This window comes from Lacrimispora sp. YZC11 (assembly GCF_057543815.1).
This window is the reverse complement of the sequence record NZ_BAAJYQ010000016.1, coordinates 626,208-641,709: the sequence shown is the minus strand read 5'-3', so window position 1 is coordinate 641,709 and position 15,502 is coordinate 626,208. Positions and strand designations below refer to the sequence as shown.

The window sequence follows — 15,502 nt, the reverse complement described above, 5'->3', positions numbered from 1 at the left end:
CAATAAATAGTGGAAAGGAGAAGGAATAAATGAAAAAACTGATTAATGTACCGGAAAACTATGTAAATGAGATGCTGGAGGGAATCTATCTTGCTCATCCAGACTATGTTACTTACACGGAAGGCGATTTGCGCTGCCTGGTCACTTCCAATAAGACAGAGGGAAAAGTGGGGATCGCAACCGGAGGGGGTTCGGGGCACCTTCCTCTGTTTTTGGGTTATGTAGGAAAAGGAATGTTGGATGGCTGTTCGGTCGGAGATGTTTTCCAGTCCCCCAGTGCGGAACAGATGCTAAATGTTACGAAAAGCATTGATTCCGGAGCAGGTGTTCTTTATATTTACGGCAATTATAACGGGGATATCTTTAATTTTGACATGGCTGCAGAGATGGCAGATATGGAAGAGGGAATCCGTGTGGAAAGCGTTGTTGCTGGGGAAGATGTGGCATCTCCCAAGGCGGCTCCCGGAGAAAAGAACACCAGAAGAGGAGTGGCAGGTATCTTTTTTGTATATAAGTGTGCCGGAGCAGCAGCTGCAGCCGGGAAGGATTTACAGGAGGTAAAGCGGATTGCAGAGAAAGCGGCTGCCAATGTGAGGACCATGGGAGTGGCACTTACCCCCTGTACAGTACCGAGAGTCGGTCATCCGGGATTTGAGATCGGAGAGGATGAGATGGAAATCGGCATGGGAATCCATGGAGAGTCTGGAATCCGCCGTGGGAAACTGGAAACAGCAGATGAGGTCACATCGGAAATGATGGAAAAAATCCTTGAAGATATTCCATACTGCGCCGGAGATGAGGTTGCGGTTCTGGTGAACGGACTGGGGGCTACTCCTCTTGACGAGCAGTATATTGTGGCAAGAAAGGTCAATCTGATTCTGGAAGAGAAGGGAATCAAGGTACACCGTTATTATGTAGGTGAGTATGTGACCTCCATCGAGATGGCCGGCTTGTCCATTTCCCTTTTGAAAATGGATGAGGAACTGAAGGACTATCTGGATGCTCCGGCTGATACGCCATTCTTTAAGCAGGGAATTGTCTAAAGATCATATTGGAGTAAATAGCACAGGCGCAACCGTTTGTCACGAATATTTATGCCGCCGGCATCAGCGGCAGAATGGAGGCTGATATGAACCAGCAGGAACTGATAGCCATGCTTGGCAGAATAAGTACGATCATGGTGGAAAACCGAAACTACTTAATTGAACTGGACAGTGTTGTGGGAGACAGTGATTTAGGGCTTACGATGACGGATGGATTCCAGGCGGCCTACGACGCGGTTTCGGATGGATCGGAGCCGGATTTAGGCAAGCTTTTGTACAAGGCAGGAAAGACCATGGGAAATAAGGTCCCTTCTACCATGGGGACGTTGATGGCAGCAGGACTGATGCGCGCCGGAAAGACACTAAAAGGAAAGACAGAATTGTCTGACACAGATGTTGCTGACTTGTTTGAAGCCTATGAAGCAGGTGTTGCTGATCTGGGTAAGGCTAAATTAGGGGATAAAACCTTTCTAGATGGATTTCATCCCGGAGTGCAGGTACTAAAAGCCGGAGTGGAAGCCGGAGTATCCTTAGAGGAAGCTTTTGGGGAAGCAGCAACGGCTGCACGGGAAGGCTTTGAACGTACCACGACCATGATTGCCGTTCATGGAAGAGCGGCAACAAGAGGAGAAGCGTCCCGATCCTTAAAAGATCCCGGGGCTGCTGTGGCAGCTCTTATTATGAAGGCAGTTGCAGACAGATAAAATAAATGACCGGAGCAAACAGAAATGTTTTGCTCCGGTTTTCGTTTGCTGATTGTTAGCACCAGGTGCAAAAGACAGGGGACATATAAAATTAAACCTTGTTATTTTACTTTTTCTTCTTTATAATTTAGGAAACGGTAAGGGGGCTTAAACATGAACTTTCAACAGCGGATTTTATCACGTGAATTTGGGCTCAATGACACAGATGATCTGATCATTGACTATATCAATCTTCATAGGAAAGAGATCATGAACCTGTCAATACGAAAAATAGCAGAGGACATTTACGTTGCGCCGAATGCTGTCATGAGATTTTCAAAAAAGATTGGGTACAGTGGTTTTTCTGAGCTTAAATATGCTTTGAACAATGAGGACAAACCAGAGGATGGAGATAAGACACTGGTTCATCAGCTTATGGAACACCTGCCGCAGAATATAGTGAGAACCCTGGATACGATTGATGAAAGTGTGATCAAAAAGGTATCGAAAACCTTAAAGGAGGCAGATTGCTGTATATTCGCCGGACTTGGGGATTCTTATCCCTTTTGTGAAATGATGAAAAATAACCTTCGGTGTTTTACAAAAAAGGTAGAATGTGAAATTCATATTCATGATATGTTTTACTGCGTGGAGCATGGAGGAAGCGGAGATGTCCTGGTTGTCATAAGCGCCCGCGGAGAAAATGAGCGGCTTCTGGAGCTGACGCAAAAGGCAAAGGCAAAGGGAATGAAAACAATCAGTATCACTCATTTCAACAAGAATCCACTGGCTGATATGACGGACTTACAGCTGTTTTTCTGGGGAGAATACCGGGTTGTAAATGATTATAATGTAACGGACCGGTGTGGTTTGATGGTTTTGCTGCGGCTGCTGAGTGAAGATTTTTGGAATACATATTATAGGGCTTAGTTAATTTTTGTTTAACAGGTATTGTATGAAAACAATACCTGTTTTTGTGTATTTGTATCATACTCATTTGAAAACCTGTGTGCAAATGACCAAAATACAGTTTTCGTTAGAATAAGTGCTATAGTGTTCTTAAAAAGAAATAAGGAGGAAGGGTTATGAATCTTCAAGGGGTAACAAGTGAACAATTGATTGCTTTGAATTGCAGCTATAAAAGCAAAGATGAGGCGATCCGTGCTTTGATTGAAAAGCTTTATAAAGAAAAAAAGATTCAGTCAAAAGAAGATTTTTATCATGCAGTAAAAGAGAGGGAACGCTTATCCGCTACCGGAATTGATAAGGGGATCGCAATTCCCCATGGAAAAAGCAAGACAGTCAATGCTGCAGCATTTGCATTTGCTTCCATTAAGGAGCCGATAGAAGACTGGGAGAGCCTGACTCCGGATAACAAAGTGCGTTATGTATTTTTGCTGGCGATTCCCGAGGCAGAGGCAGGAAGTACCCATCTGGAGCTGTTAGCGGAGCTGATGACTAAGATATCGGATCATCGTTATCTCGAGAATCTTCTTTCGTCCCAAACGAGTCAGGAGTTCTATAAAAATCTTTCCTATGAACCTGTGAAAGCGGATGCGAATAAAACATATAAAAAATCAATCGTAGCAGTGACGGCCTGTCCGGCAGGAATTGCCCATACCTATATGGCTGCCGAAGCCCTGGTTTTAGCCGGAGAAGAAATGGGAGTTAAGGTCTATGTGGAAAAACAGGGGGCAAATGGCGTGGAGGGCCGCCACACCGCAGAGCACTTAGAGAAAGCGGATGCTGCGATCTTTGCGGTTGATGTGGCTGTAAAGGATTCCGAACGGTTTGATCACCTTCCGGTTTATAAAACCAAAGTATCCGCGCCCCTAAAAGATGCCAAGGGTATCATAAGGGCAGCGCTTGACAAAGCAGAAACCCAGGAAAAACGGGAATATACGGGAAGCAGGGAGGAAGAAAAACAGAGCTTTGGAAGTGAAGTCAAACAGGCGGTGCTGACCGGAGTTTCCTACATCATTCCGATCATTGTTGCAGGCGGTATGATCAATGCGTTTGCAGTATTAATTGCCCAGGGATTTGGGTTGCAGGATTTATACAATCTGGATAACAGCTGGCTGTGGCTGTTTCGGAAAATGGGCGGCAATACCCTTGGAACACTGATGATTCCCATGCTTTCTGCCTATATGGCTTACTCCCTTGGAGACAAGACAGCCCTGGCCCCCGGTTTTGCTGCCGGAATTGCTGCGAACCTGATTAACGGTGGGTTTTTATGCGGCATGTTAGGTGGACTGGTTGCCGGCTATACGGTGAGGGCCTTAAGGAAGTACATTCCTGCAAAAGGCATATTTTCAGGGTTTGTTTCATTTTGGGTTTATCCTGTATGCAGTACGTTAATCGTTGGAATTGTTATTATCTTCTTGCTTGGAAAACCAGTTGCATGGCTGAATCAGGCGCTGTTCCAGGTGCTGGGAAATATGAGCGGGTCCAATGCCGGCCTTCTTGGCGCCATCATCGGAATTATGGTATCCTTTGACCTTGGCGGTCCGGTAAATAAAGCAGCATACACATTCTGCGTTGGTGCTATGTCAGAAGGGATTTTGATGCCGTATGCGGCATTTGCTTCCATTAAAATGGTATCTGCATTTGCAGTAACCTTTGCAACATTAGGTTTTAAGAAGTATTTTACACAGGAAGAGAGGGAAGCCGGGATGTCTACCTGGATTCTGGGACTTGCCGGAATTACCGAGGGCGCAATTCCCTTAATGATGGCTGATCCGATCCGCGTGATTTTTTCTCTATGCGCCGGTTCCGCAGTGACAGGGGCAATTGTGGCTATGTGCAATATCGGCCTGGATGTGCCTGGGGCCGGAATTTTCTCCTTATTTTTATTAAAGGATGGGCTTGGCGGATTCGCGAATGCCGTTATATGGTTTTTTGCGGCTGTACTGGGAGCGGTTATTTCTACCATTCTTCTGGTATTATTGAAAAAAGCAAGATTTAAGAAACAACAGAAAGTGTAAAAAAGAAAGGCGGAGAAACGTTTGGCAGATCGTATACATGTCGTTCCACATTTTCATTGGGACAGGGAGTGGTATTTTACCGCGGAAGAATCTAAAATTTTACTGGTGCGTGATATGGAAGAAGTTCTCACCGTGCTGGAAACCAAAAGGGAATACCCCTGCTTTGTCTTAGATGGACAGACCTCAGTCCTGGAAGATTATTTTTCTGTGAAGCCTGAAAATTATGAACGTGTAAGGAAACTGGTTCAGCAGGGAAGGCTGATTATAGGCCCATGGTATACCCAGACCGATGAGATGGTAGTAGGAGGGGAATCCATGATCCGTAATCTGCTTTATGGTATGATGGACTGCGAAAAACTGGGGCCCCGTATGGATATTGGATATCTGCCGGATTCTTTCGGGCAGACGGCCCGGCTGCCGCAGATTTTAAATGGATTCGGAATCAAACGGTGTATATTTTGGCGAGGGACCTCGGAGCGAATGGGGACGGACAAAACAGAATTTTACTGGGAAGGCCCGGACAAATCAAAGGTCTTGGTCCAGCTTCTACCGCTGGGATATGCAATCGGGAAGTATCTGCCGACAGAGCCGGATGAGCTGAAGACGAGACTGGACAAATATCTTCCGGTATTGGATAAGGGAGCTGCAGCAGATGATATACTCCTTCCTAACGGCCATGATCAGATGCCGATTCAAAAGAATATTTTTCAGGTGATGGAAGAGATTGAAAAACTGTATCCGGGAAGAAAGGTTTCCATAGGGCGCTATGAAGATGTTTTTGAACGCACGGAGGAATTAGATCGCCTGGATACTCTTAAGGGAGAGTTTCTGGATGGAAAATATATGCGTGTTCACAGAAGCATTTATTCATCCAGAGCTGATTTGAAATCAGCAAATACCAGGATTGAAAACAAAATAACGAATTTACTGGAGCCCCTGATGAGTATTGCCTATAGTCTGGGGGTTCCGTATGAACATGGTCTCATGGAGCAGCTGTGGAAAGATCTTTTGAAAAACCATGCCCACGATTCCATTGGCTGCTGCTGCAGCGATAAGGTTCATCGGGCAATAGAGGACCGTTTCTTTCTAACAGAAGAACGGACCAACCAATTGATGGATTTTTATATGCGCCAGATTGCTGACAGTATGGACAGCACCATATCTGTGGATAAACTTATTGCATTTAATCTGCTTCCTTATGAAAGAACCGAGGTTATAACTGGGGAGGTTATAACCAGGATTCCTGACTTTGAGCTGGAAGATGAAGAGGGCGGGAAGATCCCGTTTGAGATATGCAGAAAGGAAACCATAGATCCGGGATTGATTGACAGACAGATCGTACATTATGGTAATTACGAACCGTTTGTGAAATATAAAATTATTTTTCAGGATACCATACCGGCTATGGGGTACCGGACATATTTTCTAAAGGAATCACAAGGAGAGGACCGCAGTGTGTCCGAGGGCACCTTAACAGACGTGATTGAAAACAGATATTATAAGATCCAAGTGTCCAAAAACGGTACCTTATGCATTACGGATAAGGAAAGCGGAAATACCTATTCCGAAGTCCTTTTATTGGAAGATGGCAGTGACGATGGGGATGGATACGATTATTCTCCGCTTGAAGAGGATTTCGTGGTTACCAACAGAGCCGCTTGCGCAGATGTGAAGATCCGCTGCCTAAACTATATGACAAAAGCTGAGGTCCGGTATTCCCTGCCGGTTCCAAAAGATTTGGATAGCAGAAAGAACAAGATCTGCGATGCCGTACTGGAGGTATTCTGGAATATTACTTTAAGAAAAGATTCCAGAGTGATTGAGATCACATCAGAAGTTCATAATCAGGCAAAGGACCACCGCCTTAGGGTGCTGATTCCCAGCAGTATGGGAACGGGGCATTCTGTCTGCGATAATCAATTAGGAGTCATACGGCGGCCGGTGGAAGACCGTGCGATGGAAGTATGGGAAAAAGAAAACTGGTCAGAGCGCCCGGATTCCATCTATCCTTTCCTTTCATACGTATACCCGGAAGGAGACAGGGGAATCGCAGTCCTGACTAATTCTGTACGGGAATATGAAATGACCGGGTATGGGTATGATACGACAGCAATTACACTGTTCCGCTGCGTTGGCGTGCTGGGTAAGGAGAAGCTGTACCGCCGTCCGGGAAGACCTTCCGGAATTAAGATGGAGACGCCGGATTCCCAGATGCAGGGGGTGAAAAGATTTGAATTTGCCTTAACAACCTGGATTTCATGTGCGGCACAGCAGGCAAAAGAGTATATAACACCGGTTATCACATACAATAAGATGCCATATCACGCCATGAAATTGAATCCCGCTGAAATCAGGGTACCATATCAGTATAGTCTTCTAAATATAGAAGAAAAAAGATTGATCTTAAGTGCGCTGAAAAAAGCGGAAAAGGCAGATGAGCTGATTCTTCGCTGCTATAATCCATTTGACTGCGGCCTTGAGCTCCATGGAGATTTAAATCGGCTGGTTTGGAATGAACGCAGGCTGGATGAAAAGGAAAACGGGAAAAATGATGACTGCAGCTCTATGGTCATTGAGCCGGGCCAGATCAAGACATTTGCGGTCAAGCCGGAAAATAAAGGGAAGTTCTAGGGAAAATGGGAGCAGGCAAAGAAAAACTGTCTGCTCCTTAACCAGAAGAGCCTGCTGTATTTTTGTGAAAAATAGACGATTTTACTGTTGAAAAATTGGGTAAAATGCAGAAAATCTTAAAATCGGTTGCATCAATTTGCAAACGGTGTTATATTGTGTCTAGTTGAGTACAACTGAATAGCAAAACAGGAAGACGTGTTACTGGTAATGCAGGCAAGATCGGATTGAGCGAAAAGTTATAAGACTTATTATTTTATGGTCTTATGATTCCCATAGCTTGGTCGGGTCTTTTTTATTTTGTCATTCCGGCCGGATGATGAGATATTAAAACACTTGAAAGGGGTTTGGAAAATGAATTATAATCAAATAGCCAAAGACATCATAGCAAACGTCGGCGGTTCCGATAACATAAGGGGACTCACCCATTGTTTTACCAGATTAAGGTTTGAGTTAAGAGATTCAAAGAAGGCAAACAAAGAAGTAATTGAGCATCTGGAAGGTGTTATTTCCGTAGTGGAAAGCGGCGGACAGTTCCAGGTCGTGCTTGGAACAAAGGTCACAAAGGTTTACGAAGCGATCCTTCCCATGGTATCATTAGAGGAAAACTCAGCAGTCGGCAGCGAAGAAAAAGGTTCTTTTTGGAACAGGATTCTGATTGCCATTTCCTCCATGTTCACCCCCATGGTTCCGGCGATTGCGGCCTCCGGTCTTTTAAAAGGTCTTTTGACCATTGCAAGAATTACGGCCTCCAATCATGGAATGGATATCACGGTCAACCAGACGTATATTCTCATTATGGCTGCAACAGACGCATTGTTTTATTTCATGCCAATTATTCTTGCCTATACCAGTGCAAAGGTATTTAAGGCAAATGAATTTATTGCCATGGCACTTGGCGGTACCATGTGCTACCCGGCGGTTGTTTCCCTGATGACCGGGAAAGAGGCTGTTAGCATGTTCGGCATTGCCATTACCAAGGCAAGCTATGCGTCATCAGTGATTCCGATTATTATCGGAGTATTTATTCTTGCATATATACAGAAGTTTTTAGAAAAGATAATTCCTGAAGTATTGAAGATCATACTGGTTCCGGGCATATCCCTCCTGGTTATGATCCCTGCAACCTTTATGGTATTTGGTCCTATCGGCATTTACATTGGTAACGGCATTAACTTTATCTACACTGGGATGATGAATTTAAGCCCTGCCCTGTGCGGCGCTTTTGTAGGCGGCATGTGGTGTGTATTTGTTATTTTCGGAGCACACAGAGCCCTGCTTCCAATTGGTATCAATGATGTGGCACAGTTCGGCCACCAAAACTTACTGGCTTTTGCCGGCGCGGCAAACTTCTCCCAGGGCGGTGCAGCCCTCGGTGTTATGTTAAAGACGAAAAGCAAGGATTTAAAAACAGTTGCAGCTTCTGCAGCCATATCTGCATCTGTGTGTGGCATTACGGAGCCTGCCATTTACGGCTGCAACCTGCGGCTAAAAAGGCCCATGATCTATGCCATTATATGCGGTGCCATCGGTGGTGCTATCATGGGTGTGGGAGGCGTGTACGGCGATTCCTTTGCCAATAATGGGGTGCTAACCTTTGCAACCTATGCGGCTTTTGGTATGAAAACCTTTATTTATTATCTGATCGGTGTTGCAGTATCCTTCTTTGGCGCAATGGGACTTACCTTCCTATTTGGTTTTGATGATATTACTGGAAAAGGCGGACAAGCTTCCGGACCAGCCGGAGCTTCTACCCGGAAAACAGAGGAAGGATCCGCTGAATTTCAGGACGTTTCAGAAATTACTTCCAAAGCAGATATATTGATCAGCTCACCGGTGGAAGGTACGGCTGTTCCCATGACATCGGTAAACGATGAGGTTTTTTCTTCCATGGCATTGGGGAACGGAATTGCCATTATCCCGGAAAAAGGTGAAGTTGCCGCTCCGGAAGACTGTACCGTGACCCTGGTTTATCCAACGCTTCATGCTCTGGGGCTTATGCTGGACAGCGGAGCTGAAATGATTATTCACGTAGGAATCAATACGGTCCAGTTGGAAGGAAAGCATTTTAAAAAATATGTGGAAGAAGGCGCCCATGTCAAAAAGGGGACCAAGCTGCTCTCTTTTGACTTAGATGCCTTAAAGAAGGAAGGATATGATACGGTTGTTCCGATCATTATCAGCAATACCGCTGCCTTCCACGAGGTAACAGGACTTATTGGAACCGGAGCTTCTCTTGAAAAGCCGGTGATCGCAATCAAAAATAATCAGTAAAGGAAATGTGGATATGGAAGTAACGAAAGCAAATTTTCCAAAAAACTTTTTGTGGGGAGCCTCCTCTTCGGCATTCCAGATAGAAGGCGGCTGGGATGAAGGCGGAAAAGGCCTTACAGTTGCCGATGTAAACTCCTTTAAGCGTTCGGATATACAGGCCGACAGCAAAGCTGCCAGTGATTTTTACCATTATTGGGAGGAGGATATCCGGTTGATGAAGGAACTTGGTATGCAGATTTACCGGTTCTCTATTTCCTGGGCCAGAATCATACCTGATGGAGATGGGGAAATAAATCAGGCAGGGATTGATTTCTATAATAAGATCATTGACCTTCTGCTGGAACAGGGCATACAGCCTTTCATCACCTTATATCACTTTGACCTTCCCTTTGCCCTTGTTGAAAAATATAATGGCTGGGAATCCAGAGAATGTGTAAAGGCCTTTGAGCGTTATGCAAACATATGCTTTAAAGCCTTTGGAGACAGAGCCGTTTACTGGCAGGTCCACAACGAGCAGAATCTTATGGTGAGGGTAAACGAACGTGTGAACATCACCACGGACGATGCATGGGAAGCCGACCGCCAGAGAGCCCAGATGGACTATCACATGTTCCTGGCTCATGCACTGGCAGTGAAAGCCTGCCACTCCATTATACCAAATGGAAAGATTGGTCCTGCGGTATCATCCACCTGCACCTATCCGGAAAGCAACAGACCGGAGGATGTATGGGCGGCCAGAATGAATGACTGGTTTAAGACGGATTACTGCCTGGATATGCATTACTACGGCCGTTATCCAGGATATTACATGCGTTATCTGGAGGAAAGGAATATCGTGCCGGTTATGGAACCGGAAGATGAGGAAATTTTAAAAGACCAGGGGATGGATTTTATTGCCCTGAATTATTACCGGACCCTGTGTGTCCGGTACCTTCCTGCAGATGAGGAGCATCCGGCAGGAGAGAGGGCGTTCCCCATCAATGAAGTGGATTTTGACCAGTATGGTTATTTTCATCATATGAAAAATGAACATCTGGCTTCCAGCGAATATGGAGCCCAGATCGACCCGCTGGGCCTTCGGACCGTATTAAACAGTTATTATCAGAAATACCACCTTCCTCTCATTGTTACGGAAAATGGCCTGGGAGCAGCCGATACCCTGACAGAAGACGGCAAAGTCCATGATGAGTACCGGATCAGCTATTTAAGGGCACACATCCAGGCGATAAGCCAGGCAATCGAAGACGGGGTTTCTGTTATGGGATATTCTCCCTGGTCGTTTATGGATCTTCTCAGTTCCCATGAGGGCTTCCGGAAGCGGTATGGTTTTGTCTATGTCAATCGGGAGGACCATGACTTAAAGGATATGCGCCGCATCAAAAAGGACAGTTATTTCTGGTACAGGCGAGTGATTGAAACCAATGGAAACGAACTCTGAGTATTGACCTTGGCTCACTGCTTTCGTGAGAATAACAGAAATGGGGTTGGGTTATGAGGGTTGTAAAAGTAATGAATAATTCCCTGCTGCTGGCACTTGATGACAGCGGCAGGGAAGTGATCCTGATGGGCAAGGGAATCGGATTTAATAAGTCCATTGGGCATCATTTAAAAAGCGAAGACATTGAAAAAGTATTTGTCTTAAAGGACCGGTCTATATCAAAGAATATCATCCGGCTTGCCTCCGAAATAGACAGTACTTATTTTGAACTGGCCAAACAGGTTATTGATTATGCCATTGACACCTATGGAATGGTACTGATGGAGCATATTTATCTGGGACTTACGGACCATTTATCTTTTGCTGTAAAAAGGAACAATGAGGGGATTTTAATACAGAATTTTTACACGCAGACTTTAAAGCGTTTCAATCCAAAGGAATATCAGGTTGGCATATATGCCCTGCAGCTTGTGAGGGAGCGGCTGCAGGTGGAACTGCCTGAAGACGAGGCAGGGAATATTGCCTTTCATTTCATCAATGCACAGACGAATAGCTCTGACAGCATGGATAACCAGAAGATATTTGAGACTGTCAAGGGCATTTTGGATATTGTAAAGTATAACTTTTCCATTCTTTACGATGAGGACGGAATCGGCTACACCCGTTTTGTGACTCATCTGCGTCTCTTTGCACAAAGGCTTGTAAACGGCAGTCAGGATTTATATGATTATGAAGACTCCTTTTACACTCATGTGCTTGAGAGCTGTCCAAAGGAATATGAATGTGTGAAAAAAATCGGCGTTTTTATTAAAGAAAAGTTTGATTCGAAACTGTCCAGACAGGAAGAAATGTACTTAGCCGTCCACATTCACAGGATTTTAGAGGAATACGCTCAAAGGAAGAAAACATGAAAGAACAGACATTGAACCAGCTTACGTTTTCACGCAAACAGGAAATCCATTATCTTGCCATGGTATCGCTGTTCTGGTTTGCACAATATGTATACATTCCGTACCAGACGACTTTTTTGACTGCCAGCGGAGCAAGCAGTGCTTTTACCGGTATGGTTGTCGGGGCATATGGAATTTCCCAGTTGCTGTTAAGGTTTCCCATAGGGCTTTGTGCGGATTCCGTTGGCAGGCATAAATATTTTATTATGGCAGGAGCGATCGCCTCCGGGACTGCATCTGTTTTCCGGGTATTTTGGTGCAATGGCGCCGGTTTTCTGGCTGCCAATTTTTTCTCCGGGCTGGCTTCCGCCATGTGGATTTCTTTTATGGTGTTCTACACCAATCATTTTTCTGCCAGGGATCAGCAGGCAGCCACCAGCCGGATTGTGCTGTTCAATAATTTTGGAATGCTTCTTGGTTTTCTCTGCAGCACAATTACCTATCACCGCATCGGCATGGCTGGAATCTGTCTGTTAAGCGTCTGCGCAGGCCTGTTGGCTTTTCTTCTTTCTGCTGGGATCAAAGAAAGGGATGTGAAACCCGGCATACATAAGACAAGGGAACTGCTTTCTGTTTGTAAAATCAGACATCTGTGGATGTTCTCTGTCATTGCCCTGATTCAGCAGGGAATCCAGCTGACGACTGCTATGTCATTTACAAACCAGATATTAAAATCACTGGGAGCAACAGACTGGATTGTGGGGATATCCTCTGTGATCTATATGATATCATCCGTAGGGTTTGCAGCTTTTGCAGCTTCCGGCACCTGCAGCCGCAAAGGCCCAAGGTTCTGGATTCCGCTGGTATTTGCCGTTGTGGCTTTGTATTGTATCCTGGTTCCGGCCGCAGGAAGCGTACCTGTGATTTTGCTGCTGCAAATATTACCGGGGATGTCCACCGGAATTTTGTTTTCTTTTGCAACCTCAGAAGCAATGCAGGAAATTCCTGCCGGCAGTAAATCTACGGCAATGGGACTGTACCAGGCTATATATGCGTTGGGCATGACAACCTTTCCAATCTTTACAGGGGCGCTGGCTTCCAGGGCTGGAATATTAAAAGGATATCTGCTGCTTGCCTGGATTGCCTGTATGGGCGGCATTGGGGCAGCAGTATATTATAAAAGAAAAGCTGCCAACCAGGAGGCAGGCAGCTAAAACTCATTCTTTCATTTTGATTTCATGTGTTCATCAGATCACAGATATCCTTTGAAACAGTTTGTAAACGTCTATCTGGCCATATCCCCAGATATTATTGGGATACGTAAAGGCGCCGTTTCTCTGTGCCCCACGCATGATCATATGGTTGATCTGGAGACCTGTGACGGTGGTATGGTTGCCTTTGCAGTAACCCCATTCCATGACCATGGCAGAGGCTCCGGCCGCGTGTGCTGCGGCTGCGCCGCTGCCTGTTATGCTTCCATATTGTTTTCCTGGGATCGCACAGGGAATCCGGTATCCGGGAGCGGCAATATCGGGAACGATCTCGCCGAATCTAGAATAACCTCTTCCTGATTCTGCCAGAATGCTGTCATCGAACTGGTTATAGGCGGTAACTGTCAGGGCATTTCTGGTATTTCCCGGGGCTGTAATGGTGGTGTTCGGGTCTGAGTGGTAGAAATATGTCTCGTTTGAAATTAAATTTCCTGAAGGGAGCCAGGAATGGAAGGAAAAAGGCTCGTTCTCTGTGCTCGTGAGCTGGAAATACCAGATTCCTGGAATTGGATTGTCAAAGCGTACTAAAATAACCTGATCCCCGGTAGATCCTTCCAGGAGGATATTATTGATCCAGATGGTAGTTTGGCCAAAGGGAAGGCTGAATTTTTGACAGACACCGGCGGAAGGGGATATGCTTTGTACGATTTCCCGGTTAGGCGAGAAAATTTCAATGGTTACTTTTCCGGGAGGGAAAGGCCAGATTTCCATTGTGAATTTTTTGTCGTTTCTCCCTATTTTTAAGTTAAAGCCACTGCAGAAAGGCGCCGCCTCTAAACGATGGAAATAATGTCTGCGGTGGTATCCTTCATTCCCTGCGGCCACTGATACGTTGGTTTTGGGCAATTGTACGATTTGGTCTAAGTAAGCGCTGATAACGCCAAGTCCGTCATGCCCCCCCTGGCTGCTTCCCATTGCAATGCATATGACAAGAGGAAGGGCTGTTTTTTCGGAAACGGAGAGAATGTAACGGATTCCCAGAATAAGATCTGATTCCTGATAGCACAGGGCATTTTCCGGAGCAAAAAACAGCTTTTTTAAATTTTGCTTCGCTTCCTTTAATTTTACTACGATAAGCTCGGTTTGGGGAGCAACGCCGGTAAAGGAGTGTTCTTCATCGGGAGTACCGGCAATAACGCTGGCTATTGCCGTACCGTGCCCATTGCTGTCAAAGGTAGGTACAATGGATAAGGGATCGGTTGATTTAAGCGCGGCATTAATGTGGTTTTTGCCGTATTCTGAACCGAAACTAAAGTCTTTGGGGGGCATGCCGCTCTGTTCGGTCTGGTCCCATATGGAAAGAATGCGGGTGGTGCCGTCATGATTTCTGAATGCAGGATGCTGGTAATCGATGCCGGTATCTATGATGCCGATGGCCACTCCCAGCCCCATCAGGCTTAAATCGGGATGCCTCCGGACATTGGTAATACCTGATTTTTCAATGCTCACTTTAGAAGTAAGTGTAAAAAGAGAGGGAAAATTATCATAAGGATACCGGCCTAAGTCACAGGCGTCCATATTGTTTTTCCATATATGCATCATGGAATATTCATCATTCAGAACCGTTATGTTATCTCCGGTATCAAAACCGGGAACTAAAGTATTGCTGATGATTAAGTCATAATATTCGTTATCTAATATTTTATTCATGATAAAGCCCCCGCCCTGCTGTTTTAAATGCAGTATATATTTATCTTATGCATTCATATGGGGCTTCATGAAAGGTTACCGTTCTTTGGGAGATCCAATGCCGCTAAAGGAGTTGAAGAAAACGGTATGTTCTGGATCAAACCGCTTTTCGTGAAAGGGGTGGGGAGTGCAGTCTTCCCTGGGATAGCCTATAGGAAGCAGGGCAACGGGAATCAAATGTTCCGGTATATCGAAGGCCGTCCGGATGCATACAGGGTCAAAATGACCTACCCAGGTACTGCCTAATCCCAAGTCTGCCGCTTCAAGCATCATCTGTGTGGCGACTATGCTGGCGTCAACATCTCCCATATCCTTATTGTCGTAAGACCTTTTCCAACTCACAGAGGAATCATAACATACCAACAGAGCCAGTGGAGCATGAAAATGATAAGGAGTACAGGATTTTAATTTAGCAAGATTATCCTCGCTGTCAATAACAAGGATCCGCTGAGGCTGAAAATTCACAGCAGTGGGAGCGACCCTTCCGGCTTCCAGGATCAAATCCAATTTTTCTTTTTCTACCTTCCGGACGCTGAATTTTCTTACGGAGTAACGTTCTTTTACTAATTGTAAAAATTCCATAACAACATCTCCTTCTATTT

General features: G+C 45.3%; 11 protein-coding genes. 9 read left to right on the top strand and 2 right to left on the bottom strand.

Annotated features, from left to right (window positions below; genetic code table 11):
• Window positions 1-29: 29 nt before the first annotated feature.
• From AC27IJ_RS18260 to AC27IJ_RS18220, 9 genes are all read left to right on the top strand, one after another.
• Window positions 30-1,043: a dihydroxyacetone kinase subunit DhaK gene (locus tag AC27IJ_RS18260; protein ID WP_312444306.1), complete on the top strand. Its 1,014-nt coding sequence runs from the start codon at window positions 30-32 to the stop codon at window positions 1,041-1,043.
• Window positions 1,044-1,129: 86 nt separating this feature from the next.
• Window positions 1,130-1,747, top strand: a complete 618-nt coding sequence (locus AC27IJ_RS18255) for a dihydroxyacetone kinase family protein (RefSeq protein ID WP_312444304.1) — start codon at window positions 1,130-1,132, stop codon at window positions 1,745-1,747.
• Window positions 1,748-1,900: 153 nt separating this feature from the next.
• Window positions 1,901-2,656 carry a MurR/RpiR family transcriptional regulator gene (locus AC27IJ_RS18250; protein WP_312444303.1) on the top strand — a complete coding sequence of 252 codons (756 nt, stop codon included), beginning with the start codon at window positions 1,901-1,903 and terminating at the stop codon, window positions 2,654-2,656.
• Window positions 2,657-2,811: 155 nt separating this feature from the next.
• Window positions 2,812-4,710, top strand: coding sequence for a PTS 2-O-a-mannosyl-D-glycerate transporter subunit IIABC (gene mngA, locus AC27IJ_RS18245; RefSeq protein ID WP_313259415.1), 1,899 nt, complete (start codon window positions 2,812-2,814; stop codon window positions 4,708-4,710).
• 21 nt (window positions 4,711-4,731) lie between these two features.
• The gene (gene mngB, locus AC27IJ_RS18240; protein WP_487150075.1) at window positions 4,732-7,341 is read left to right on the top strand and encodes a mannosylglycerate hydrolase; all 2,610 of its coding nucleotides are present in this window, start codon (window positions 4,732-4,734) and stop codon (window positions 7,339-7,341) included.
• 351 nt (window positions 7,342-7,692) lie between these two features.
• Window positions 7,693-9,612, top strand: coding sequence for a beta-glucoside-specific PTS transporter subunit IIABC (locus AC27IJ_RS18235; RefSeq protein ID WP_487150073.1), 1,920 nt, complete (start codon window positions 7,693-7,695; stop codon window positions 9,610-9,612).
• 13 nt (window positions 9,613-9,625) lie between these two features.
• Window positions 9,626-11,050, top strand: a complete 1,425-nt coding sequence (locus AC27IJ_RS18230; RefSeq protein WP_487150071.1) for a glycoside hydrolase family 1 protein — start codon at window positions 9,626-9,628, stop codon at window positions 11,048-11,050.
• 53 nt (window positions 11,051-11,103) lie between these two features.
• Window positions 11,104-11,961 (top strand): PRD domain-containing protein, encoded by an 858-nt coding sequence (locus AC27IJ_RS18225; RefSeq protein ID WP_312444292.1) that lies wholly within the window; start codon window positions 11,104-11,106, stop codon window positions 11,959-11,961.
• A complete protein-coding gene (locus AC27IJ_RS18220) occupies window positions 11,958-13,154 on the top strand; it encodes an MFS transporter (RefSeq protein WP_487150069.1) in 1,197 nt (398 codons plus the stop codon). Before AC27IJ_RS18225 ends, AC27IJ_RS18220 begins: the two co-directional genes overlap by 4 nt.
• A gap of 33 nt (window positions 13,155-13,187) precedes the next feature.
• Here AC27IJ_RS18220 and AC27IJ_RS18215 read toward each other — a convergent pair whose 3' ends face one another.
• Both AC27IJ_RS18215 and AC27IJ_RS18210 read right to left on the bottom strand, forming a co-directional pair.
• A complete protein-coding gene (locus AC27IJ_RS18215; protein ID WP_312444286.1) occupies window positions 13,188-14,861 on the bottom strand; it encodes a S8 family peptidase in 1,674 nt (557 codons plus the stop codon).
• Between the two features lie 75 nt (window positions 14,862-14,936).
• Entirely contained in the window at window positions 14,937-15,482 is a 546-nt protein-coding gene (locus AC27IJ_RS18210) for a nitroreductase family protein (protein ID WP_487150066.1), read from the bottom strand.
• Window positions 15,483-15,502 lie beyond the last annotated feature (20 nt).